19 protein-coding genes are annotated in these 21,063 nt (G+C 72.6%); 9 read left to right on the forward strand and 10 right to left on the reverse strand.

Annotation, left to right across the window (positions count from 1 at the left end):
* Positions 1–737: 737 nt before the first annotated feature.
* Together O0S08_RS39945 and O0S08_RS39950 are read left to right on the forward strand one after the other, a co-directional pair.
* Positions 738–1,517, forward strand: a complete 780-nt coding sequence (locus O0S08_RS39945) for a MerR family transcriptional regulator (protein ID WP_269034741.1) — start codon at positions 738–740, stop codon at positions 1,515–1,517.
* A 197-nt stretch (positions 1,518–1,714) separates the two neighbouring features.
* The gene (locus O0S08_RS39950; protein WP_371879517.1) at positions 1,715–2,950 is read left to right on the forward strand and encodes a cytochrome P450; all 1,236 of its coding nucleotides are present in this window, start codon (positions 1,715–1,717) and stop codon (positions 2,948–2,950) included.
* On the opposite strand, the gene O0S08_RS39955 is transcribed toward O0S08_RS39950, so the two are convergent.
* The 4 genes from O0S08_RS39955 to O0S08_RS39970 form a co-directional block, all read right to left on the reverse strand.
* Positions 2,925–3,659 (reverse strand): protein kinase family protein, encoded by a 735-nt coding sequence (locus tag O0S08_RS39955; protein ID WP_269034743.1) that lies wholly within the window; start codon positions 3,657–3,659, stop codon positions 2,925–2,927. The genes O0S08_RS39950 and O0S08_RS39955 overlap by 26 nt on opposite strands.
* A gap of 539 nt (positions 3,660–4,198) precedes the next feature.
* The gene (locus O0S08_RS39960) at positions 4,199–4,843 is read right to left on the reverse strand and encodes a hypothetical protein (RefSeq protein WP_269034744.1); all 645 of its coding nucleotides are present in this window, start codon (positions 4,841–4,843) and stop codon (positions 4,199–4,201) included.
* 415 nt (positions 4,844–5,258) lie between these two features.
* Positions 5,259–5,708, reverse strand: coding sequence for a hypothetical protein (locus O0S08_RS39965; protein WP_269034745.1), 450 nt, complete (start codon positions 5,706–5,708; stop codon positions 5,259–5,261).
* Between the two features lie 426 nt (positions 5,709–6,134).
* Positions 6,135–7,595: a hypothetical protein gene (locus O0S08_RS39970; protein ID WP_269034746.1), complete on the reverse strand. Its 1,461-nt coding sequence runs from the start codon at positions 7,593–7,595 to the stop codon at positions 6,135–6,137.
* An 11-nt stretch (positions 7,596–7,606) separates the two neighbouring features.
* Between O0S08_RS39970 and O0S08_RS39975 the strand changes: the two genes are divergently transcribed.
* Positions 7,607–7,891 (forward strand): hypothetical protein, encoded by a 285-nt coding sequence (locus O0S08_RS39975; RefSeq protein WP_269034747.1) that lies wholly within the window; start codon positions 7,607–7,609, stop codon positions 7,889–7,891.
* On the opposite strand, the gene O0S08_RS39980 is transcribed toward O0S08_RS39975, so the two are convergent.
* Positions 7,864–9,699 carry a DUF2254 family protein gene (locus O0S08_RS39980; protein ID WP_269034748.1) on the reverse strand — a complete coding sequence of 612 codons (1,836 nt, stop codon included), beginning with the start codon at positions 9,697–9,699 and terminating at the stop codon, positions 7,864–7,866. The genes O0S08_RS39975 and O0S08_RS39980 overlap by 28 nt on opposite strands.
* 50 nt (positions 9,700–9,749) lie before the next feature.
* Here O0S08_RS39980 and O0S08_RS39985 point away from each other — a divergent pair, with 50 nt between their 5' ends.
* The 6 genes from O0S08_RS39985 (at position 9,750) to O0S08_RS40010 (ending at position 14,617) form a co-directional block, all read left to right on the forward strand.
* Positions 9,750–10,559, forward strand: a complete 810-nt coding sequence (locus O0S08_RS39985; protein WP_269034749.1) for a type III pantothenate kinase — start codon at positions 9,750–9,752, stop codon at positions 10,557–10,559.
* A 95-nt stretch (positions 10,560–10,654) separates the two neighbouring features.
* Positions 10,655–11,227 (forward strand): Uma2 family endonuclease, encoded by a 573-nt coding sequence (locus O0S08_RS39990; RefSeq protein WP_269034750.1) that lies wholly within the window; start codon positions 10,655–10,657, stop codon positions 11,225–11,227.
* A gap of 10 nt (positions 11,228–11,237) precedes the next feature.
* Positions 11,238–12,155 carry a hypothetical protein gene (locus O0S08_RS39995; RefSeq protein ID WP_269034751.1) on the forward strand — a complete coding sequence of 306 codons (918 nt, stop codon included), beginning with the start codon at positions 11,238–11,240 and terminating at the stop codon, positions 12,153–12,155.
* Between the two features lie 187 nt (positions 12,156–12,342).
* Complete coding sequence (locus O0S08_RS40000) at positions 12,343–13,362, forward strand: TlpA family protein disulfide reductase (protein ID WP_269034752.1); 1,020 nt, start codon at positions 12,343–12,345, stop codon at positions 13,360–13,362.
* Positions 13,359–14,054 carry a cell surface protein gene (locus O0S08_RS40005; RefSeq protein WP_269034753.1) on the forward strand — a complete coding sequence of 232 codons (696 nt, stop codon included), beginning with the start codon at positions 13,359–13,361 and terminating at the stop codon, positions 14,052–14,054. Before O0S08_RS40000 ends, O0S08_RS40005 begins: the two co-directional genes overlap by 4 nt.
* Complete coding sequence (locus O0S08_RS40010; protein WP_269034754.1) at positions 14,051–14,617, forward strand: DUF6939 family protein; 567 nt, start codon at positions 14,051–14,053, stop codon at positions 14,615–14,617. Before O0S08_RS40005 ends, O0S08_RS40010 begins: the two co-directional genes overlap by 4 nt.
* Positions 14,618–14,882: 265 nt before the next feature.
* On the opposite strand, the gene O0S08_RS40015 is transcribed toward O0S08_RS40010, so the two are convergent.
* From O0S08_RS40015 to O0S08_RS40035, 5 genes are all read right to left on the reverse strand, one after another.
* Positions 14,883–15,767 carry an RNA polymerase sigma factor gene (locus tag O0S08_RS40015; protein ID WP_269034755.1) on the reverse strand — a complete coding sequence of 295 codons (885 nt, stop codon included), beginning with the start codon at positions 15,765–15,767 and terminating at the stop codon, positions 14,883–14,885.
* Between the two features lie 439 nt (positions 15,768–16,206).
* Positions 16,207–18,948, reverse strand: a complete 2,742-nt coding sequence (locus O0S08_RS40020; protein ID WP_269034756.1) for a serine/threonine-protein kinase — start codon at positions 18,946–18,948, stop codon at positions 16,207–16,209.
* A 110-nt stretch (positions 18,949–19,058) separates the two neighbouring features.
* Complete coding sequence (locus O0S08_RS40025; protein ID WP_269034757.1) at positions 19,059–19,745, reverse strand: hypothetical protein; 687 nt, start codon at positions 19,743–19,745, stop codon at positions 19,059–19,061.
* Between the two features lie 581 nt (positions 19,746–20,326).
* Positions 20,327–20,551 (reverse strand): hypothetical protein, encoded by a 225-nt coding sequence (locus O0S08_RS40030; RefSeq protein ID WP_267704405.1) that lies wholly within the window; start codon positions 20,549–20,551, stop codon positions 20,327–20,329.
* Positions 20,552–20,843: 292 nt separating this feature from the next.
* Positions 20,844–20,978 (reverse strand): hypothetical protein, encoded by a 135-nt coding sequence (locus tag O0S08_RS40035; RefSeq protein ID WP_269034758.1) that lies wholly within the window; start codon positions 20,976–20,978, stop codon positions 20,844–20,846.
* Between the last annotated feature and the right edge of the window lie 85 nt (positions 20,979–21,063).

A 21,063-nucleotide genomic window follows, 5' to 3' on the forward strand; every position in this document is an offset into this window, starting at 1 on the left:
CCGCGCAGCGTCCCGTCGCCGCACGCCGCCAGCCCCGCCGCGGCCGCGGTGCTCTTCCACGAGGCCGGACGATCGTCCTCCTCGCACCAGGAGTCCTCGTCGGCGCCGGCCGCCGCTTCGCCGCAGGTCCTGTCGAGGATCCGCGCCCGCTCGCCAGGGTCCGCCGAGTCGCGATCGCTTCGCCACGGACCCGCGAAGAATTCGCGCCACCCGTGCCTCACAGATCCGCCGCGAGCGATCGGTTCGCCATCGACGCGTCACGCCGCCGGCCCTGTCGACGATTCGCGCCAGGAGGATTCGCGCCCCTGCCGTCGCGCCTCGCGGGCCGCCGCTTCACGCCGCAGGTCCTGTCATTCGCGCCCGCTCGCTCGCGTCCGCCGCGAGCCACGCGTTCGCGATCGACCCCACCCCGAGGATTCGCGCCCCCGTGTCGTCGCGCCGCGGCCGCTGCCTCCCACCGCAGGTCCTGTCATTCGCGCCCGCTCACCCGCGTCCGCCGCGAGCCATTCGTTCGCCATGGACCCGCCCCGCGCTGCGCTCGACGAGGAGTCGATCCATCCGACGATTGCTCGGCAGCCCTGCGCGCAACGGGTATTGAACGGATCGTCTCTTCGCTGTCTTGACCTTGACCTTGGGTCAACGTTCATGCTTACACGTGGACACCACGAACTGTCCTGCCATCGTCGATGCGGTCCGCGAGACCGCCGCCATTTACCGACAGCGAGTCCTCCGAGCCGATGAGCAACCGCGTCACGATCAGCCAGGCGGCGGCGTTCGCCGGTGTCACGGTGAAGACCGTGCGGCACTACCACAAGCACGGACTCGTCGAGGAACCCCGGCGTGACGGCTCCGGCTACCGGCGATACGGCCCTGCCGAGCTGCTCCGGCTGGTCCAGGTCCGGACGCTGGCCGCCGCCGGCGTGCCGCTGGCCGAGATCGGGCCGATGCTGGACGCCGACGCCGCGCAGTTCGCCGCCGCCATCGCCGACGTCCAGCGGCGCCTCACCGAGCGGATCGACGACCTGATGGCCCGACGCGCCATGCTGCACCGACTCGCCGGCGGCGCCGGGGTCCTGCTGCCCGACCGGGCACGTGCGTTCCTGGACCGGCTGCCCGACTTCGGGCTGAGCGCCGAGACCATCGCGGACATCCGGGACGGCTTGGTGCTGGCCAGGGCGCTGGTCCCGGAGGGCTTCGACGACTACCTCACCGAGGTCGAGCGCGCCCTCGGCGACGCCAAGTTCGTCGAGTTGTCCAAGCGCGCCCTGGAGGCCGCGGCCTGGGCACCGGACGATCCGCGCATCGAGGAGCTCGCGACCGCCACGGTCGATCACTTCCTCGCCAACCCTGGGCTGCTGGCGATCCTGACCAGCTTCCAGGGCCACAGCGACGACGCCGACGCCCGCTACGGGATGATCCGCCGCTACGGGCCCGACCAGGCGCTGGCCTGGGCGAGGCTGACGAAGCTGGTCGAGAACAAACTCCGCGCCGCGGGCGTGCCCATTCCAGATCCATGACGGCGAGGCCTCGCATTCGCGGGTCCGTGTCGATCGGTTCGATTCCTCGGCCCGGCTCGGCGCCATCGCCTGGACGAGGCGCCACGCCGAGCGTGGTCCCTTCATTGTTCGCTCGAGCCCGTCCGCATTCGGGATCACGAACCGCGCAAAAAATCGCGGTTTGACCTTGACCCGAGGTCAAGGTGCACGCTCGCGTCATGAACGACCCCGCGTTGACGATTCCCATCCCGCACGGCCTCCCCATGGAGCGCGATGCAGGCCCCTTCGATCCGCCGCGCCCGATCACCCGGCTGCGCCAGGCTCGCCCTGTCAGTCCCATGATCTTCCCCGACGGTCACGAGGGCTGGCTCGTCACCGGCCACGACGCGGTCCGCCAGCTCATGGCCGACACCCGGTTCAGCTCTCGCCAGGACCTCGGCGTTCTCCACGTGCCGTACGAGGTCCCCGGCATGCCCGCCATGACCGAACCATCCCCGCAGGTGCCGGGCCTGTTCATCGCCATGGACCCGCCGGACCACACCCGGCTGCGGAGCCGGCTCACCGGCGCCTTCACCGTCAAGCGCATGCAAATGCTCGAAGAGCAGATCCTCGCCATCGCGGAGCGACAACTGGACGAACTGGCGCGCCTCACCCCGCCGGTCGACCTGGTCCAGGAGTTCGCGCTGCCGGTGCCCTCGCTGGTGATCTGCGAACTGCTCGGTGTCCCCTACGCCGATCGGGGGAACTTCCAGGTCAACTCCGCCAGGTTCCTGGAGAAGGACATTCCGCTCGACGAGAAGATGGCCGCGTACGGAGCACTGACCACATACCTCTCCGAACTCGTCACGCGCAAACGCGCCGTCCCCGGCGACGACATCCTGTCCGACCTGGCCCGCCACGACGACCTCACCGTCGAGGAGCTGACCGGCATCGCCTTCCTGCTGCTGCTCGCAGGTCACGAGACCACCGCCAACATGCTGGCGCTCGGCACCTTCGCGCTCCTGGAGCACCCCGATCAGCTCGCCGAACTGCGCGCTCGTCCGGAGCTGCTCCCCGACGCCGTCGAGGAGCTCATGCGCTACCTGTCCGTCGTCGACATCCTCTATCGCTACGCCACGGAGGACCTCGAACTCGGCGGCGAAACGATCCGCAAGGGCTCGACCGTTGTCGTCTCGATGCTGGCCGCCAACCGTGACCCCCGGCGCTTCGACGACCCCGACACTCTGGACATCCAACGCAAGGCCCGCGGTCACCTGGCCTTCGGCCACGGCTTCCACCACTGCCTCGGCAACCAACTGGCCCGCATCGAGATGCGTGCCGGGTTCGCGGCGCTGCTGCGTCGCTTCCCGACCCTCGAGCTCGCCGTCCCCGCCGGCGAGGTGAAACTCAGGACCAACATGCAGATCTACGGCGTCCACGAACTGCCGGTCACCTGGACGCAAACGGCCCGCTGAACCGTCGGCCGAGCGCGTGACCTCGTGGGGGGAGCGCGCCTTCGACCCCCGCCTCACGGTGCAGCAGGCGACATGCACGCCCGCGTGCCGACCGCCGCACGACGGCAGTCCGCTCAACCTCGCCGCGCGGCTCGTCGGCGGCGACCGGGACGGACGACACCGACGGCGGCCCTTCGGTCGCCCTTGCCGGACCGACGTCCATCACCCGCGCGCGCCCGTCGTCGCCGACCCTCACGTCGTCGGACCTGAAGTCGCGACGCACGAGCCCGGCCGCGTGCACCGCCGACGCTCTCCGACCTGCCTGAAAGAACAGGCCGACGCTCGCCTCGAACCCGCCCTCGCGCCGGCGCACCGCCGTCTCCTCGCGCAGCTCCATCGCCCGGAACACCGACCTCCGCAGCGCGCTCGCGTCGAAGCTCTGGACCCCGGTCGGGCGCGACATCTCGGCCAGCGCCTTGACCTCGCGGATGAAGCGACCGATCACCGCCGTGTTGCGATCGCCGTGCACCCTCTTCGGCGCCCGGTCGAGCTGGCCGTCGTACGCCGCGCGCATCACCCCCATCCCGCCCGGGCCGAGCAGGCGCAGCAGGCGGAAGCGGCCGAACTTCCGGGCCTCGCCGCCGCCCGGCGCCTCGCGCTCGCCGGGGCCGTCGTCGTCGGGGACGTCGGTCGAGAGCCGATCCGGCGCCCCGGAGCCCCGCTCGATCATGCTCCCGAAGGTCCCGAGCTCCCGCACCGGCGAGGCACGCCAACGCCCCGCAGACCCCACCAGCCCGCCGTCGGGCGCGCTCGCACGCCCGCTGACGCGCCCGCCCGCGTGGACGCCCCTCCGGAGGCGCCTGTCCCTCGAGACATGCGAGTTCCGGCCGCGCCTCGAGCCGCCTGTCTTTCGGGACATCCCATAGGACGCCCCTGGGGCCGCGTCCGCGCCGGGCCGCTTCGAACATGTCGCTCGGGACATGTCTGTGTTGCCATCCCGCGGGCCGGACCGCCGCGCTCGCCGCCGCCCGATCGCCGCCCTGCCCCCTCGCCCGGCGCGGGCGCTCGCCCACGCGCCGCGCCGCCGGGCCGCGCGCCAGCGACTGTCTCTTCAGCCATGTTCTTGTCGACATCCGCGGACTCCCCTCTGTAACGCGAACGACCCGGAGCGCAGGGGCGCCCCGGGGTCCTGGAAGGCCGTCCGACGGCCGCGGCGCCGGTTCCCTGGCGCGGACGCGGCGGCCGCACGAGCGGCCGGCAGACCGGCGCTCAGTCGTGGACGTCGAGCCAGAAGCACACGTCGACGTCGACGAACACCAGCTTCCCGCCGCTGTCGTCGTCGTCGTCGTCGTCGTCCTTGTCGTCGTCGTCCTTGTCGTCGTACTTGTCGTCGTCGTCGTCGTCGTCGTACTCGTCGTCGTCGTCGTCGTACTCGTCGTCGTCGTCGTACTTGTCGTCGTACTTGTCGTCGTACTCGTCGTCGTCGTCGTACTCGTCGTCGTACTTGTCGTCGTACTTGTCGTCGTCCCAGCGCGCGCCCTCGCTGCAGAACGCCGCGCCGGCGCCCTCGCACTGGCTGCGACAGGTCGCCTCGCGCTCGGCCTGACAGGCCTGCAGCGCCGCGGCCGAGCGCGTCCGGTCGCCGAGCTCCTGGAGGCACAGCGGCGTCACGGCCTCCGCCGTGCAGTTCGTCAGGCACTGCGGGCCCTGCTGGAGATCGCACTGGTAGTCGCGATGGGCTGGCAGCTGGACCTCGACGCAGATCAGCATCTCGAGCTTCTTGTCGCCGTCGTCGCAGCTGTCGCCCCAGCAGAGCTCGGCCGTGGGCGCCGGGGTGGCCAGCGGCCGGGCAGCGCTCGCGAACGGGAGGGTGAACGCGAGGAGCGGCGCGACCAGCAAGATCTTGCGCATCATGTTCGATCCTTTCGAAGCGGCGCCGGGGTGCATTCCGTCGCCGCCCCGAATCGTACTTCCGCGATCCTGCGGTGCAACTCGGTGATGTCGACAGTCGCACGAGCTATCATGGTGATCACAATCCAGGGAACATTCGCGGGACGTCGTCGGGCGGCGAAGACGGGGCCGCCGGGGGCGTCGATACGACGCCCCCGGCCCAGCTCCGTCCGCAGCGCCCTGCGGCTTCGATGATTCGCCCCGAATCGCGGGAGTCGACCTCCCGCCCCGCCGCGCGCCCGGGAGAGCCCCGGGACCCCCGACCTGTCCGTACTCCCCAGAACGTCAGGTCGCACCGGTCCCGGAGCCGCCCGCGACGGCCCCGTCGTCCGCGTGCAGGACGCGGGCCCGTCACGTGCGTGCGGCGGTTCCGGGGCGATTAACCGGCGTCGATGCCGACGCCGATGCACGCGAGAATATCGACGAATGCCACCTCCTTGCCGCGCTCGCAGAACGCGGCCCCGCCCGCGTCGCACTCGCTGCGGCACACGGCGACGCTGTCGGCCTCGCAGGCCGCCAGCGCCCGCGGGGTCGCCCGATCGCCCACCTCCGACAGGCACGCCGGCCCGACCGCGTCGAACGTACACGCGGCCAGGCACGCCGGCCCCTTCCGCACCTCGCAGTCGCGGTGATCCTCGCCGAGGAGCACCCCCCCGCACAGGGCGAGGTCGAGCTCGAAGTCCCTCTCGCTCGCCGCGAAATCCTCGTCGTCGTCGCAATCACCCGGGCACCACGACGTCTCGGGATCCTCCGCCTTCAGCGGCTGGGCCGCCGTCGATTGCAGCAGCACGAACGGCGACGCGAACGCAAACGTAGTCGTTAACATCATGGCAGAACGAAGCATTTCGGCCCTCCGGTCGCCGGCCATCCGCCGGGACGCACGGACCGAATATTTCGTCGACCCCCTCGGGCCGCCACGAGACACTGTGGAGAGGCGCAAGCCGGAGGCGACGCGCGCGCGCCACGAAAGCCCGCAAACACCCGTCCATCCCCCGCAGAACGCCGTTATTCACGGGCGCGGCGGGCTCCGGACGGCGGCCCGACCGCCCGTGCGGGTCTCCACAATCGCTCGCCGCGAAATCTCAGGTGCCGTCCATCGCCTACATCGGCGACGGCGACAGGTCTATACAATCGCCGACCCGACCGCCGCGGCTAACTCCGCAGGATCGTTGCGGCGACGTCTCGAGGCGAGACCGGCGCCGGAGCCGGCCGCGCACCCGCAGGGCCCGGGCGGCGGCCTCCTCGCCGCTCTCCGCTATTTGTCGAGGGAGATGGACCCGACATCGAACACCTCGCCGCGCCTCATCTCGATCCCGAGGTCGGAGCCCATGGTGATCCGCCACTTGCCCTCGGACTTGAGGGCGATGCCGTAGGCGCCGAGCGGCACCGCGTCGAACTTCCACTCGCCCTGGTCGTCGGTCTTGCCGGCGAACTTGACCGAGCTGTCGGCGCACGGCGTCTTCGTGAACATCAGCTTCGGGCTGGGGCACAGCTCCACCTCGACCCCGACCACCGGCCCACCGCCGCGCAACAGCTTGCCCTTGAGCCCGCCCGTCTGGACGGGCCCGGTCGCCGGCAGCACGGCCGGACCCGCGCCGGCGACGGCCACGCCGACCACCTCGCCCGACAGCTCCGGCACCGACCCCGACGGCCACTCCACCTTCACGTCGCCCGGCCCGAGGATCGTCACCCCGATCTCGCCACCGACCCACACTCGCCCCGACGCATCGACCGCCAGCGCCCGCACGCCCTCGGACATGTAGTCCTTCTTCCGCCACACCTTGGTGGCCTTCGGCGTCGAGATCACGAGGTCGAACAGGTTGCGCGCCGCGAACGTGCCATCTGTCCCGAGGGCCAGGTCGCTGTAGGACGGGACGCTGCCGCCGCCGATCTTCACCGCCTCCGCGTCGGCCGCCCCCGGCCCGAGTTTGATCAATGCCGCCGAGGCCAATGCGTAGACCGTGCCGTCGGCGGCGCGCCCGACCCCCTCCATGAACAGCGGGTCCTTGATCTTGCCGAGGTCGAGGGTGCTCCAGGCGCCCCTGTCCTTGACATGGACGCGGTTCGACGAGGCGATCCACACCTTGCCCTCGCGGTCGACGGCGATCCCGTCGAGGATGTCGTCGCCGGCCCCGATCGCCGGCTTCTCCTCGCGCGTCCACGCCTTGCCGTCCCAGTGCGACACGCCGCCGAAGCCCGCGACCCACAGGTCATCGTCGGCGACCACGAAGAAGTCGTCGATCGTGCCGGTCTCGCGGAAGTCGCCGCGCACGACCTCTTTAAAACCGTCGGCGTCGAGCTTGGGCAGCTTGTAGATCGTCTCGAACCCGAGCACCCACAGCGCCCCGTCGGCGGCGATGTGGAGGTTCTTGATCAGCTCGTCCGGCCCGTCCTTGAGCGGCACGAACTCGCCGCCGTCGAGCCGCACGATCCCCTTCTTGTCGACCGCGAAGAACGCCGGGCCCGCGGCCTGCGACACCACCGGGGGAGGCGCCGCCGGCTCGCTCGGCGCCGCGACCAGGGCCGCCTCGGGCACGTGCGGCTTCGGCTCGGTCTTCGCCTCGGTCTTCACCGGCTTCATCTCGGGCGCCAGGGGCGGCGCCACCGGGTTCTCCTGCGCCTCCGGCTTCGCCACGATCGGCGGGCTCGTGGTCTCGCCGCAGGCGACCGCGAGCGACCCGAACAACAGCGCGAGGGACCGGGGGGCGGGCTGCATCGCGCGCGAGCGTGCCACGAGGGCGCCCGCCGCGAGAAGCCCCGGGCGAGACAGTCGCCTCCGGCGCCCGCCTGCGCGTGATCGCCACCGAAGTGGACTGTGCCCCGCAGATGTGCGCCGACGTCCTGCAGCGCATCGCTGACGGCACCCCGTTCTCGGCCACCTTCGAGCTCACCGCCGACGAGGACGTGCCGCTGCGCCTGCTCGCGCTGGCGGACGAACAGCGCCGGCGTGGACATGTCCCTTCAGACATGTCCCGACAATCGGCTCACTTGCGCAGCACCAGCGAGTCGTAGAGCACCGGGCCTTCGGCCTGCAGGCCGTCGAACCACTGGAAGAACTTCGGCAGCATCGCCTTCTGGTCGGGCGTCAGGTAGTCGAAGTTGGACCCGCGGTCGTTGACCTCCCAGAACTCGGGCGTGTCGAGGTTGGCCAGCTCGATCCACATCGAGCGCAGGCGGCGGGGGTCCTCCAGGCGCATGTCCTCGGCGATCCGGCGCGCCAGGGAGGTCGCGCCGTACACCAGGTAGTGGGTGGCCAGCTTGATCTGGGCCTTCCGCACCCCGCGCAGCGTCTTGGCCTTGTCGCTCGACTCGGTCGCGTCGTCGACCGCGAGGAAGATCTTCAGCAGGTCGTCGTGGCACTCGCTGCTGAGCTGGAACGCCCGCTGGCACATCGTGCCGATGTCGTGGGCGATCACCTCGGCGACGAACGCCATGTTGCGCTGGAACGCGACCCCCGAGTAGTAGCGCATGCGGTGCGCGATCTCGACGGCGCGGTCGGCCAGCGTCTTGTCGCGGTCGATCACCGTCGGCTTCGAGCGCTTGCCGATCTCGAGCACCGTCTCGCCGAGCTGGCGGTACTGGTGGAGGATGTTGTACGCGGTGCGGATGTCCGACGCGTTGAGGGTGGCGCGCAGGTAGGTGTTGAAGAACTTGATCGTCAGGTCGAGCGCGCGCAGGTCGCCGTAGACCGAGGCGGCCTCGCCGAGGCGGCGGGTGTTGATGGCGAGCAGGTAGCAGATGTCCTTGATCTGCGACTGGCCCTCGGTGAACAGCATCTGGTACTGGCGCAGGACCTTCCACTCGAGCCAGGTCCGGCGGTGGCGGAGGTCGGTGATCGCCTCCGGGGACAGCGACACGAAGTCGGGGCTCTGGCGGTCCGGGATCTTGAACCACTCGAGCACCATGCCGTTCTTCATCTCGCCGTACTCGACGCAGAACTCGCGCAGGGCGTCGATCGTCGTCGAGACGATGTTCTTGTCCTTCTGCTGCAGCGCGTTGAGGCCGATGTTGGTCAGGTGCTCGACCGCCTCGACCGCGCTGCGCTGGCGCTGCTCGATGCTGATCGACTGGCGGCCGAGCTTGGTGGTGCAGGCGTCGAGCCCGTTGGTCTTGATCCGGCCGATGATCTTGTTCGGGTCGAGGAAGTCGAACACGTACGCGAAGTACGGGAACAGCAGCAGCAGGCTGGTCGTCATCAGCATCATGGAGAACATCACGTCCCAGCGCGGGCCGGCGTAGTCGGCCCCGTCGAGCGAGAAGTTCACCCACACCACGAACAGCGTCGACACCACGAAGAAGCCGAGCACCAGCATGTTGGTGCGCGCGCGGAAGAACAGCACCGTGATGTGCGGCGTGAACCGGGTCGCCGCCAGCTGCACGATGATGCTCGAGACGGTCAGCGCCAGGCCGAGGACCGCCGCCATCACCTCGCCGAGGCCGCCGACGGTGTTCTGCGCCTTCTCGAGGTCCTGGTGGATCAGGCGGTCGACGAGGCTCAGCTCGTCGGTGCCGGTGTACGACAGGACGTTGAGCCAGAACGACAGCAGGTAGAAGACCACGACCACCGCGCCGATCATCAGCAGCGGCATCGACCAGGTCTTGAGGGCCAGGCGGTACTGCCCGCGGGCCTGCTGCCGGCGCCGGATCTCCGCCTCGCGCGCCTGGCCGTCGAGCGGCAGCCGGCGGAGGATCATCGACCGACTGGCGTGCATCGTGTCGTCGAGCTTCTCCTCGCGCGTGACCGCGGTCGGCGACACGCTCGGCTCCTGCGGCCGCTGCGGCGGCTGCGGCCCCTGCGCTGCCTTGGGCTCGTCGTCCACGGGCGCCACGGTAGCAGAGGTCGAGCCGCCGGGGTTAGAGTGCCCCGGCCATGCTGCTCGCCATCGACGTGGGCAATTCCAACACATCCATCGGGGTGTTCGCGGGGGCCGAGCTGCGATGCGAGCTGCGCCTCGCCACCCAGCGCAACTGGACCCGCGACGAGCTCGCGGTCGCCGTCGAGCGCGTGCTTGCGCTCGTCGGCATCCGCTTCGCCGACCTGCGCGACGCGGTGATCGCCAGCGTGGTCCCTCCGGTCGTCGGGCCGCTCCTGCGGGCCCTCTCGCACTACGCGGGGCTCGGCGCGCTGGTCGTCGAGCCGGGCTTGCCGACCGGCATGCCGATCCTCTACGACCCGCCGCACGAGGTCGGCGCCGACCGGATCGTCGCCGCCGTGGCCGCCCACCGCCGCTACGGCGCGCGCGGCACCGCGGGCGCTTCCGAGCCGGCCCGCGGCGTCCTCGTCGTCGACTTCGGCACCGCCACGACCTTCGACGTCGTCACGCCTGCGCCCGAGTACCTCGGCGGCGTCATCGCCCCCGGGATCGGCATCAGCGCCGACGCCCTGTTCGCCCGCGCCGCCAAGCTCCCGCGCGTCGACATCGCCCGGCCCGCCCGCGTCATCGGCACCAACACGATCATGGCCGTGCAGTCCGGACTCTTGTACGGCTACGTCGGATTGGTCGAGGGCATGATCCGGCGGATCCGCGACGAGCTCGATCACCCCGTCACGGTCGTCGCCACCGGCGGCTTCGCCCCCGACGTCGCCCGCGAGACCGACGTGATCGACGTCGTCGACGACGCCCTCGTGCTCGAGGGCCTGCGCCTCATCCACGCCCTCCACCGCCCGCCCGCGGTCTGACGCAAACATCCTCGACGGCCGCGCTGAAGGCCCTCCGTGAAGCCCGGCGCCGCCTCCGCGCGCCCGCCCCGGCTGCATGTGGTACGGTTCGAGCCATGGAGGCCGCGCGCAAGCTCAAGACCTACGAGGATCTCCTGGCGGTCCCCGAAGACGTGCACGCCGAGCTGCACGCCGGCGAGATCGTCACGCAGCCGGGCGGCCTCTCCGATCACAGCCGCGTGCAGCGCAGCATGAGCCGCTTCATCGGCGGTCCTTTCGACGACGACACCGACGGCCCCGACGGCTGGTGGATCTTCACGGAGATGGACGTCCGATTCACGCGCCACGACGTCACCCGCCCCGACCTGGTCGGCTGGCGACGCTCGCGGCTCCCCTCGCCCGCCAACTTACGCCCGATCGACGTCGTGCCCGACTGGATCTGCGAGGTCCTCTCGCCCTCCAACGCCCGCAACGACCGCGTGTTCAAGGCCCGACTGTACGCAGAGCACGGCGTCCCCTACTACTGGCTGATCGACCCGGCCGAGCGGCTCCTCGAAGCATATGTCCTCAAGGACAGTCAGTGGGTAGTCGCCGGCGCCTGGGACGACACTGCGGTCGCCCGCGTCCCGCCGTTCCAGGACGTCGAGCTCCCGGTCGGCCGGCTGTTCCTCCCGCGGCCGACCACCTGACCTTTCGGCCATGTTGCACCCGCCCCTCAGCGACGCGCGCCTCGGCGCCCGCCTGCACAAGCTGGTCGGCCCCGGCGCCGGCCCGGCGCAACGCGAGCTGGCGGCCCGCGCCCTGATCCCCGCGCCGGGCAGCGACACCTGGCTGGCCCTCTATCACCTGTGGGCGCTCGATCACTCGCCGCACGCCGAGCTCGCCGGGCGCACCGCCGCCGAGCTCCCGGGCCCTGCGATCTTCGCCGCCCTCGCCGACCCGCTGCTGCCCGCGCCCGCGCTCGACTTCATGGCCCGGCGCCGCATCGATCGCGCCGACGAGCTCGCGGTGCTCGTGCGTCACCCGCAGGTCCACGCCGACACCCTCGCGCTGGTCGCTCGCTGCGGCCCGCCGCGCACCTGCGAGGCGATCGCCCTCGCGCACGCGCGCCTGTTGGCCGCGCCGGCGATCCTCGCGGCCCTGGCCCACAACCCGCGCTGTCCGAGCGCCGCCCTCCACGCCGCCGTCGAGCTCGGCGCCCGCGAGCGCGTGCCGGGCCTGCGCGGCCTGCATGGGGCCTTGCTCTCCGGACATGTCCCTCACGACAGGTCCGACGACCACGCCGCGCGCCAGCAGGCGGCCGTCCGCTCGCGCGCCGGCGAGGACCTGGCCGCCGCGCCGCCGCTGCCCGCCGATCCGCCCGACCAGGACGACGCCGATCTGCCGGCGCCGCTGGAGCCCGCGCCCGCCGCCGTCGTGCCCGTGCCCGTGCCCGCGCGACGCGTCGCGCCCTACGACGCCCGCGTCGCCGCCGTCCTCGATCCGGCCACCCCGCTGCCGCAGGCGATGAGCCTGCTGTGGCGCCTGCGTCGGCCCGACCTCCGCCGCGTCGCCGACGCGCGCCGCCTCCCGCGCCCGCTCGTCGCCGCCGCCCGCCGTAGGCTCGGTCAACCCTGAACGGCTCCGCCATGCCCCATCGCACCGCCCGATCCGCCTGTACCGCGGCCCTCCTCGCGCACCGGGCCGAACGCAGCGTGAATCATCGCGCCGCCCCCTCGACCGTCCCCCTGCTCACCACCTCCGCGGTGAACGCTCGCCTCGCCCCCTCACACCTCATCCCTCGCCCGGCCCGGAGGCGCGGCCCATGAACCGACTCCGCACCGCGCTCGCGCGCTGGGGCGGCGCGCTCCTCCACCCGCGAGCGACAGCCGCCTCGCTGGCGCCCGAGGACGGCGCGCGCGACGGCCTCCTCTTCATCCTCCTGTTCGCCGCCGGCGCCCACCTCCTGCCGATCGGCGACGCGGTGGCCGACTTCACCGCCATGGCCGGGCTGGCCGCCCTGCCCACCTTGCTGTCGGGCTTCACCGTCCTGATCCCGTGGCTCGTCACGACCCTCGCGGTCGAGGCGATCCTCGGCCCGCAGCGGGCCCACCGGGCTGCCCTGTGCCTCCTGCCGATGTTGCTCGTGGTCGCGCTCGCCCGCCTCCTCGCCGGCGCCGGCCACCCGCTGCCTGTCCCGAAGTACAGCCTCGAGATCTTCGGCGCGGTCCTGGCGGCCGGCCTCGCGCTGTGGGTCCGCCCGGCGGTGTGCATGTCCCGAGAGACAGCCACGCCCGCGCCCCCCGGCCGCGCCGCCGTCGTCGTCGGCGCCCTCGTCGTCCTGCTGCCGCTCGTCAGCGCCGGGCGCGACGCCGCCGACCTGGCCGCGCACTGGCGCACCCTCGCGCCGGTGGCCGTCGGCGAGGGGGTGCCCGACTTCCACGCCGAGGACCTCGACGGCGGCGACTTCACCACCGCCGACCTGCGCGGCGGGGCCCGGCTGCTGGTCTTCTTCACCAGCTGGTGCGGCGTGTGCAGCGACGAGATGAGCAAGTACGCCGCGGTCCACCGCGAGCTCGGCGACCGCGGCTTCGCGGTGATCGGCGTCAATTGCGACCGCGAGGGCGACCAGAGGGCGATCGCCGCCCGCTACCGCGACGACAAGCAGCTGCCGTTCCGCATCGTCCTCGACCACGGCGCGATCGCCCGCGCCTTCCGCCTGTCCGTCTATCCTCACCTGGTGCTCGTCGACGCCCACGGGCAGATCCGCTGGGTCCACCAGGGCCGGGCGATGGACAGCACCCTGCGCGCCGCGATCGCTGCGGTCACCAGCCCCGCGCCATGACGATCCGCGCCCGCCTCGCCCCCTTGCTCCTCGCGTTCGCCTGCGCCCCGATCGACGACGCGGACGACGGCCTCGACCGCCACCCCGCGCTCGGGTCTTGCCCCGAGGACATGTCCTCGGGGACAGACGATGCGTTCGCCGACTGCGTCGACGAGTTCGTGCCCGAGGGCGGCGGCTGGGGCGACGAGTCGTTCCCCGAGATCGTCCTCGGCCCGCCCGAAGCCGGCGCGAACGGCAACGCCGGCCTCGACGTGCTGTCGCTCGGCTGCGGCGGCCAGATCACCGTCTACTTCGCCGGCGACGGCGTGGTCGACGGCCCCGGCCCCGACCTGCTCGTGTTCGAGAACCCGTTCGTGGTCGGCGACGGCACCTTCGCCGAGCCGGCGCGCGTGCTCGTCAGCGACGACGGCGTCGACTGGCGCGCTTTCGCCTGCGACCCGGTGGGTGACGATCTCCTGCGCGGCTGCGCCGGCGTCGCGCTGGTCCGCGCCAACTCCCAGAACGGCCTCGACCCTACCGACCCCGCCGAGGCCGGCGGCGACGCCTTCGATCTCGCCGAGGTCGGCCTCGCGCGCGCCCACTACGTCCGCCTCATCGACGTCGGCGACGAGTACGATCCGTCCGGCCAGTGGTGCACCGGTCGCAGCGGCGGCTTCGACCTCGACGCCCTGGCCGCCGTGCACGCGCCATGAGCTTCCACCTCTACAACCGTCACGCGCTGGCCCACGTCGGCAAGCGCTTCCCGGGCGCCACCGTCCTCGACCTGACCTCGCGCGGGCCTGACCCGTGGGTCAAGTTCAGCCCCTTCTACCCGCACGGCGGCATCCCGGTGCCCTTCACCCCCGGGCGCGCCGCCGCCTCGGTCGAGGGCGTGTGGCAGGCGCTCAAGGTGTTCGCCACCCAGGACGTCGACCCGAGCAAGCTCGACATCACCACCATGAAGGGCATCAAGCGCACGGTGCAGCGCCTCGGCACCTGCCTCGGCCACCGCGACGGCCTCGCCGGCACGCGCCTCCTGTCCTACGCCGAGGCCCGGCGGCAGATCTACCTGCCCACCTACCGCTGGGTCCTCGCGCACCACCTCGGCCCCCAGCTGCTCGAGCTGCAGCGCCTCGGCGCCGCCGGCCCGGTCGTCCTCCTCGACTACGAGACCAACCCCGACCCCGACGACCTCAGCCGCCCGCTGTCGCACGTCGGCCTCGTCATTCACCTGTTACAAGGGACATGGCCCGAAGGCCCTGTCTCTTCGGACTGAGCTTTCAAGACATGCCCGAACGGGCATGCCCTGAAGACCATATAGCAGCTGACCCGCCGCACCCCGTCGCCGTCCACGACGACCGACGATCCGCGCCGTCCCGACCCATCGCCAGGAGTGCACTGCAGTCAGGCGGCGCGACGGCGGTCGCCAGGTACGACGAGCCGAACGTGATTCAGCCGCGGCGCTCGCGGGGCATCGGCGCGTGACCGACGGTGCCGGGAACGGGGTCCCTCGCCGTGGACCGCGAGTCGGCCCGCTCGCTTCACCCGCCCGCCCCGAGCACGCGCGAGAGGCTGAGGTCCAGCTGGCTGCGGATCAGCCGCAGCACGCTGTGCGACTCCGACTCGGACAGCTTCAGCGACTGCACCAGCAGCGCGCGGGTCCGCAGGGCCAGATCCTCGCGCACGCGGACCAGCCGGCGCGCGGCGGTCGCCCGGTGGACCTTCTGCAGCGCCGCGATCTGGTCGATGCTGAGGCCGTCGAGCAGGTGCTGCCGCAGCAGGTTGCGCGCCTGCTCGTCGAGCTCGGCCAGGGCCGCGTGGAACGAGCGGCGGAACGCCTCGCCGTAGGTCGCCTTGAGGTGGGCCAGCTCGAGATCGCCGCCGACGCGCTCGTCGGCCAGCTCGAGATCGTCGGCCGACGTCTGCCGCGCCTCGCGGCCCGCCAGACGCCGCGCCTCGCGAGCGACCGCCACGTACAGCCACCCGGCCAGGTCGCCGCGCCCCGAGTACGTGGCCAGCCGCCGCGTCCCGCTCGCGTCGGCCACCAGCAAGCTGCCGGCGATCCGCTGCCGCGCGTCCGCCACGACGTCCGCCGTCAGCCCCGCGCGGGCCAGCCGCTCGGCCACCGGCGACAGATACGCCGCGTCGAAGCACTGCAGCGCCCGCGGGTCGCCCGCCAGACACGCCGCGACCAGGCACAGCTCCTCGGCCCGCAGCCTCGCCAGCGCGGCCAGCGGGTCGGCCTCCGCCGCGACCTTCTCGCCGAGGAACCGCCCGACCTCGTCCTCGCTCAGCGCGACCCCGGCGAAGCGACGCCGCGCGGCCGCGACGATCGCCGCCAGCGCGGACGACACCGCGGCCCGATCGACGACCTGCGCCGGGCTCGAGAGACACGAGAGGAACGAAGCCGCGAGGACGTCCGACAAGCGCGTGCAGTTTGTCACGGAACCTGCGCCGCCGGCAGCCGCGACTCGGCGCCCGACGCCGCCTCTCCCCGGTGGCGCCGCCCTTCCCGCGGCGCCAGGAAGATCCGCCATGAAGCCCAAGAACAACCCGCCCCCGAAACCCCAGCCGCCGCGGACCGACCGCCCGCTCGTCATCCGCACCGGCGTGCGCGCAGGCCCCTACGAATTCCTGTGAACGCCCCGCCTGCGCGACCCCGACCTCGACGCTCGGGGTCGCCGCACGACGTGCGAGCGGTGGGGTTCATCCTCGCGCACGCGCGGGCCGAGCGTCGCAAGACCATGTCCTCAAGGACATGTATTATCCGACATATCGTGATCGTCTCATCGCTCTGGCGCAGCGAGCCGCCGCGAGCCACCGCGCCGCTCGGGTCGACGTCCGAGAACATGTCCCGAAGGACATCTAAAAATTACCTCGATCGTCTTGTCGCTCTCGCGCAGAGAGCCACCGTGAAGCCGCCGCGCGCCAGCTCGGGGCCGCCTCCGGGCTCTCCGCGAACGTCTTCGCGGCCGCGCGCCCCAGTTCGAGCGCGCGCGGCAGCTCGCGCTGCGCGGCCCACGACGCGCGTGCCAGCGCGAATTGCAGGTGCGCCCGGTCGAGCGCGCCCGGCTCCGCCGCTCGCATCACCGCCTCGGCCCCCGTGAGCGTCCCCAGCGCCTGCGCGAGCGCCCCGCGACCCAGCTGCGCCTCGCCCAGGCCCGCGAGCGCCACACCGCGCAGCTCGGCGCGCCCGGCGTCGACCTCCGCGAGCGCCAGCGCCCGCGCGAAGCTGCTCTCGGCGGCCGCGAACTCGCCGCGAGTCAGCTCGGTCCGGCCGACGCGCGCCCACGTCTCGCCCACCTCCACGTGCTCACGCCCGTAGGCCGACTCGTAGATCGCCAGCGCCTCTCTAAAAAAGTGCCCGGCGGCCGCGTGAGCGTCGAGCGTCTCGCTCAGCGATCCCAGGTTGAAGCGCACGTCCGCCGCGTACGTGCTGCCCGCCCCGTGCAGCCGCTCGTGGATCGCCAGCGCTCGCACGTACTCCGCGTACGCAGCGGCGTGCGAGCCGCGGCGGGTGTGCAGATTGGCCAGGTCGATCAGGATCGTCGCCACCTCGCCGTCGTGCTCGCCGAAGCCGCGCCCGTAGATCGCCAGCGCTCGCTGCATCGCCGCGACGGCCGCCTCCTCGTCGCCCGCGGCCAGCTCCAGCTGCGCGCGCGCGCCGTCGATCGCCGCCCGTCGCACGTCGTCCGGCGCAGCGTCGAGTCGCGCCCACCACATCTCCAGCTGTCGCGTCCACAACCGACCACCCGCGACGTCGCCGCCTTTCACCGCCACCACGTCGACTAGCCCGCGCGCCGCCTCGGCCGCGATCTCGTAAGCTCCCGCAGCGCCGGCGAAGTGCAGCGCGTCGAGCAGTTGCTCCCGCGCCGCCGCGAAGTCGCTGCGGTGCAGCGCCACATCGGCCGCGGCGATCGCCGTCAACGCGCGCAGCTGCGGTCGATCCTTCGCTGCCGCCTGCGCCGCGCTCACCGCCGCCGCCGCCGCGTCGAGCCGGCCCGCCACCAGCGACAGACGCACCCGCAGCGTCGCGCGCCGCACCGCCGCCACCTCGGCCTGCTCCGCCGACGGCTCGCGCAGCTGCCCCGGCTCGCGGCACGACCCCGGCGGCCGCATCGCCACCACCGCCCCGCCGAGGCGCCCCAGAGTCGCCCCCGTGCCGAGCACCTCGAGCGTCGCGTCGAGCCCCGCCAGCAGCTCGTCCAGACAGCCGCGCAGCCGCGCGTGCACCTCGGCGTCCATCGTCCCGTCGACCGTCGCCAGAGCGCAGGCCTCGCGCCGCAGCCTCGCCCAACCCGCCGCGTACTCGTCGATCCGCCGGGCAGTCGCCGCGAAGCTCGCCTGCGCCAGGGCATCGCCGCTCGCCGCGATCTCCCGCGCCAGCGCCTCGCGCCGACCCGGGCTCCACACCGTCGCGATCGCGCCCGCCTCCGCAGTGCAGGCCACGATCGCCCCCTCCCGCGCCACCACGCGCCAGCCGAGTGCGAACGCCAGCGCCAGCGTCACCCCCAGCGCCAGCCCGCGTCGCAGCTGGCGTCGCCACGGATCGTCGCGCAGCGCCGCGAGCAACGCCGCCATCGTCGCGAAGCGCCGCTCCGGCTCGCGCGCCAGCCCGCGCCGCAGCGCCCGATAAACGAACCCCGGCACGCGAGCCCCCGCGCTCGGCGTCCGCACCCGCTCGTGGATCACCGCCTCCGCCAGCGCCAGCGGGCTCGCCGTCGTGAACGGATGCTCGCCGTACAGCGCCTCCCACAGCGCCACGCAGAACGCGAACTCGTCGCTGCGAGCGTCGACCGCCTGACCCAGCCACTGCTCCGGCGCCATGTAGCGCGGCGTCCCCGGCGTCGCCCCCGGACGCGTCAACGTCCGCCGCAGCGCCGCCGCCTCGACCGCTCCGGACGCCGCGCTCGCCTCGTCGTCCGCCTCTCCGCGCGCCAGCCCGAAGTCGACCACGCGCGGTCGCCCGTCACGACCGACGAGCACGTTGTCGGCTTTGAAGTCGCGGTGCACCAGCCCTGCCGCGTGCGCCGCCGCCAGGCCCTCGCCCGCGGCCAGGAACATCGCCACGACCTCGCGCCAGCCCCGCCGTCGCGCCGCCAGCCAGGCCACCAGCGTCTCGCCGTCGACCAGCTCCATCGCCAGCCACACGCGATCGTCCTGCACCCCCGCGTCGTGCACCGTCGCCACGTTCGGGTGGGCCAGCAGGGCCATCGCCTGGGCCTCTCGCACCATCCGCGCCCGCGCCAGCGGATCGGCGGCGATGCCCGGCGCGAGGAACTTGAGCGCGACGCGACGGCCGAGCTGCGGATCGTACGCGGCATGTACGACGCCCATGCCGCCGGCGCCGAGGCGCCCCAGCACCACGTAGCGACCGATCCGCTCGGGCACGCGCGTCTCGTCCGCGGGCCCCGGCGGCTCGGTGCCCGCCAGCGCCGTCGCGCCGCACGTCTGCCAGCCGCGCACGAACGTCGCCACCAGCTCGCGGCACTCGCCGCAGCGATCGATGTGCACCTCGACTCGCCGCCGCGTCGCCGTCGACGCCTCGCCCCCGCAGTACTCGACGACCTCGTCCTCGCTCAGACAACCCGCCGACGGCGCCGGCATCGAGTCGGGACTCGTGGAAAGATCCATGAGGATGAACCCCGCGGTCGAGGTCGCCGATGGTCGTCGCGCGCGCGCGGTCCGGTCAAGCCGACCGCGCGCCACACCGGGCGTCAGCAGTCACCGCAGCCGCAGACCCCCACCACGCACTGCCCGCCGCCGATCGGCGCAGTGTGACAGTACTGGTCCCAGAACCACGCGCACCCGTTCTGGTAGCAGATGTTCGGGCAGCCGCCGTCCTCCGCGGGGCGCGGGGTGAGGGTGAGGTCGTCGGTGACGAGCGCGTCGCCGCCGGCGATCTGCTGCTCGACCTGCGCGAGCAAGCCGGGCACCAGATCGAGCTCGACGAAGGCCGCGCGCGCCAGCTCCCATTCATCGCGCACCTCGTCGAACAGCGCGCGCGCGGCCGGTTCGTCGGTCCCTTCGAGGTGCACGACCGCGCTGCGTTCGCCGGCGCGGATCGTCAGCGGCGCCGGCTGCTGGTTGGCGTCGACCTCGAACTCGAGCGCGCGGCCCTGCCAGTCGAGCTGCAGGCGCACGACCCCGGGAGCCACGGTCTCCGCGACCAGGGCGCCCGGCCCGGCCGCCCCGCGCAGGACCACGCGCGCGCCGGCGGCCTCGCGCGTGATCGTGTAGTCGGTGACGCCGCGGGCCAGCACCACCGGCGCGGTCGCGGCCGCGACCTCGAGGACGGGCGCCGCCTCGCCGTGAGCGACGTCGACGGGTTCCTCGTCGCAGGCGACCGGGACGGCGACGGCGAGCAAGAGAGCAGGGAGGATTCGCAGGGTGAAAAACGACATGTTCGTGACCTCGATGGAGCCGGCGCCGGGCGCCGCGCCTCCTGCCTGGACGAGGCAGCGCGCGCGAGCAGGTCGCGCCCCCGCGGCGAAAAATCGCCGGCGAGCCAAATCCCGAGCCCGCCGCGCGCTCCCGCTCATCCTCCAAAGTTGTCCCCGAGGACAACTTTCCGAGGACCAGCGAGGCCGACCCATCACCGCGGCCAGACAAACCTGTCCCCGAGGACAGAATCATCACCCCGTGATCCCCGCCGCGATCATTCCCGGCGCCACGCCAAGGCAGTCAAAAAAACTGCCCCCCAAGACAGCTACCATCGCCGCCCCCGTCGGCTTACTCCCGCATCCATTCACCTGTCCCCGGGACATCCTCTCACGAGCCCTGTCGAAGACGACCGCGCCAACCATCGCCGCGCCCCCCGGACATTCGACAACCTGCCCCGAGGACAACCTCTCACTGTCGCCCCGCCGGCGCTCACTCCCTGTCGATCAAAATGTCCCAAAGGACAGCCGTTCACCGCCTCGCGCTCCCGCCCCTGGCGAGCACGTCGACCGCCGTGCTCGCCCCATCCGCCGCACGAGCGGGGTTAGCTGCGGCCGCGCAGGCGCTCGAGCGCCTGGACCAGCGACTCGAAGGCGATCCGCTCCGCCTCCGTCCGCGACAGCTCGCCGTCGATCTCGCAGATCGCAGCGCGCTCGTCGAAGCGCAGCCGCAGGTCGTCGCGCAGCGCGTCGTCGCGGACCTGCGCCAGCAGCGTCGCCGCCTGCCGAGCCCAGCGGCTCGGCCCCGTCCCCGCACTCGCAGCCTTCACGCACCCCTCTATGCCCCAGCCCTCGCCGCCTCGCCATCACCGAAGCGCGCGCCGTTTCGCGCCGCGCACATTCGCCCCGCGCGGGCCTGCGCATCACGTGTCCTTCAGGACATGTTCATATTCGCGTGTCGTCGAGCGCTCGCCCTCCAGGCTGGATCCTCCATGGCTATTTCTGTCCCAAAGGACACCCAGATCCCTCGCGCGCCGCCGGCACCGCCCCGGCCTGAAGAGGGTCGCGCCGTTCGGTCGGCGCCGGACCCGGCCGCGCCGTCTGCCCCCGCTCATCGGCGTCTCACACCGCCAGGGCGCCGTCGCCGGCCTCGCTCGAGGGATCGAGCCGCGCCCCGCGCTGCGGAACCATGCGGACCGCGCCGGCCGCCGTGAACGTCGCCGCGCGGCGTGCCCCTTCGTCGACCACATGCTCCAAGGGACAGGCCTCGCACCGCCGCCGCGCCCGCATCGTCGACCGCATGCCCCAAAGGACATGTCCGATCACGCCCCGCCGTGCTGCG

It is taken from the genome of Nannocystis punicea (assembly GCF_026965555.1).
Classification (GTDB): domain Bacteria; phylum Myxococcota_A; class Polyangia; order Nannocystales; family Nannocystaceae; genus Nannocystis; species Nannocystis punicea.

Bases quoted from the DNA above. Each gene is read 5' to 3' on its own strand.
- O0S08_RS39945 (WP_269034741.1), top strand. From the start codon at position 738: ATGAGCAACCGCGTCACGATCAGCCAGGCGGCGGCGTTCGCCGGTGTC.
- O0S08_RS39950 (WP_371879517.1), top strand. From the start codon at position 1,715: ATGAACGACCCCGCGTTGACGATTCCCATCCCGCACGGCCTCCCCATG.
- O0S08_RS39955 (WP_269034743.1), bottom strand. From the start codon at position 3,659: ATGATCGAGCGGGGCTCCGGGGCGCCGGATCGGCTCTCGACCGACGTC.
- O0S08_RS39960 (WP_269034744.1), bottom strand. From the start codon at position 4,843: ATGATGCGCAAGATCTTGCTGGTCGCGCCGCTCCTCGCGTTCACCCTC.
- O0S08_RS39965 (WP_269034745.1), bottom strand. From the start codon at position 5,708: ATGATGTTAACGACTACGTTTGCGTTCGCGTCGCCGTTCGTGCTGCTG.
- O0S08_RS39970 (WP_269034746.1), bottom strand. From the start codon at position 7,595: ATGCAGCCCGCCCCCCGGTCCCTCGCGCTGTTGTTCGGGTCGCTCGCG.
- O0S08_RS39985 (WP_269034749.1), top strand. From the start codon at position 9,750: ATGCTGCTCGCCATCGACGTGGGCAATTCCAACACATCCATCGGGGTG.
- O0S08_RS39990 (WP_269034750.1), top strand. From the start codon at position 10,655: ATGGAGGCCGCGCGCAAGCTCAAGACCTACGAGGATCTCCTGGCGGTC.
- O0S08_RS39995 (WP_269034751.1), top strand. From the start codon at position 11,238: ATGTTGCACCCGCCCCTCAGCGACGCGCGCCTCGGCGCCCGCCTGCAC.
- O0S08_RS40000 (WP_269034752.1), top strand. From the start codon at position 12,343: ATGAACCGACTCCGCACCGCGCTCGCGCGCTGGGGCGGCGCGCTCCTC.
- O0S08_RS40005 (WP_269034753.1), top strand. From the start codon at position 13,359: ATGACGATCCGCGCCCGCCTCGCCCCCTTGCTCCTCGCGTTCGCCTGC.
- O0S08_RS40010 (WP_269034754.1), top strand. From the start codon at position 14,051: ATGAGCTTCCACCTCTACAACCGTCACGCGCTGGCCCACGTCGGCAAG.
- O0S08_RS40020 (WP_269034756.1), bottom strand. From the start codon at position 18,948: ATGCCGGCGCCGTCGGCGGGTTGTCTGAGCGAGGACGAGGTCGTCGAG.
- O0S08_RS40025 (WP_269034757.1), bottom strand. From the start codon at position 19,745: ATGTCGTTTTTCACCCTGCGAATCCTCCCTGCTCTCTTGCTCGCCGTC.